Genomic DNA, 1,336 nt, shown 5'->3' with positions numbered 1-1,336 from the left:
GGGCACGAGATCGGCGAACGACGGTGCGGACGGGCGAAGGGAACGCAAAGCGACCATCATTGCACCTCTAAAAACGCCGCCACGGCGAAGACGTGGGCAGGTAGTGATGCCGGTAGCGCAAATGCCGCACATAGACATGACGCATGAGGGGATCGGATTTTGCCATCATGCGCAGCGCGCCGACGATCACGAACCAGATGGCCATGCCGAACAGCGCTGAATACAGGGTGAGCACGACGAAGATTAGGATGATTGCCACCAGCCCTGTGACAAGCAGGAGCTCCCGGTCTGCCCCCATCAGCAGGTTTGGCCGTGAAAGAGCGCGGTGAATGCGATTGCGTTGGAGAGCGGAATGCGGCTCACCCATTGGCCCCCTCCCCTCTTGCAACGGACATCGGCTGGGAAACGGTCCCTGGCAAACTTGTGGCAGTGATGCCGATCGACGCGCCGGTCGCACCGAACAGTCCGACAATCGTCGTCGCCCCCAGCAGGATACCGGCGACCAGTACGATGTAGACGAGGCGTCGCGCAAAATCGTTGAGCTCACCGCCAAAGATCAGCATTCCGCCGGCGATCGCCATGGCGGCAAGGGCAATTGCTCCTGCAACTGGCCCGGTGATGGATTCCTGAATCTGTTCAAGCGGCCCCTCCCAGGGAAGACTTCCACCGGAACTGGCAAGGGCGGGCGCTGCAAGGGCTGTGCAAAACAACGCAGCGAGCAGTCCGAGGCGAAATGAGCGATTATGCAGCATGAATGTCCTCATCAATTTGAGCGTAATGTTCGGTCTGGTAGCGGCTACCGCTGAAGCCCTCGACATTGATGACCTCTCGTACCCGTCTCCCCCTCCCCGCGCGCTCGATCGAGATGACAAGATCAACGGCCTCGCCGATCACAGCCTGCATCGGCTGCTGACTGACCTCGGCGGTCAGTTGCTCCAGACGACGCAGGGCGGACATGGCGGTATTGGAGTGGACGGTGGTGACGCCACCGGGATGGCCTGTATTCCAGGCTTTCAGCAGCGTCAGTGCGGCGCCATCGCGGACTTCGCCAACGATGATGCGGTCAGGACGGAGGCGCATGGTGCTCTTGAGCAGCCGCGCCATATCGATCGTATCACTGGTATGCAGGCACACTGCATTCTCTGCAGCACACCGTATTTCCGCGGTATCTTCAAGAATGACCATGCGGTCGTCCGGCGCTGAGGCTATGATTTCAGCGATTACCGCATTGGCGAGGGTCGTTTTGCCTGAACCCGTACCTCCTGCAATCACGATGTTTAGCCGGTTCGCGATAGCGCTCCTGATCACTGTCGCTTGTGCCTCTGTCATCACTTTA

Annotated in this window: 3 protein-coding genes; all 3 read right to left on the bottom strand. The window is 59.7% G+C overall.

Annotated features, from left to right (window positions below; translation table 11 throughout):
- Positions 1-67: 67 nt before the first annotated feature.
- On the bottom strand, positions 68-367 hold the full coding sequence (locus RNA01_RS23270; RefSeq protein ID WP_147182446.1) for a conjugal transfer protein TrbD: 300 nt from the start codon (positions 365-367) through the stop codon (positions 68-70).
- On the bottom strand, positions 360-752 hold the full coding sequence (locus RNA01_RS23265; protein WP_147182445.1) for a TrbC/VirB2 family protein: 393 nt from the start codon (positions 750-752) through the stop codon (positions 360-362). Before RNA01_RS23265 ends, RNA01_RS23270 begins: the two co-directional genes overlap by 8 nt.
- Positions 742-1,336, bottom strand: a 595-nt coding sequence (locus RNA01_RS23260) for an ATPase, T2SS/T4P/T4SS family (RefSeq protein WP_170253626.1), incomplete at its 5' end; no start/stop codon positions are given. The genes RNA01_RS23260 and RNA01_RS23265, both read right to left, overlap by 11 nt.

It is taken from the genome of Paenirhizobium naphthalenivorans (assembly GCF_007992095.1).
Lineage (GTDB): Bacteria > Pseudomonadota > Alphaproteobacteria > Rhizobiales > Rhizobiaceae > Allorhizobium > Allorhizobium naphthalenivorans.
This window is presented reverse-complemented; position numbering and strand designations above follow the sequence as displayed.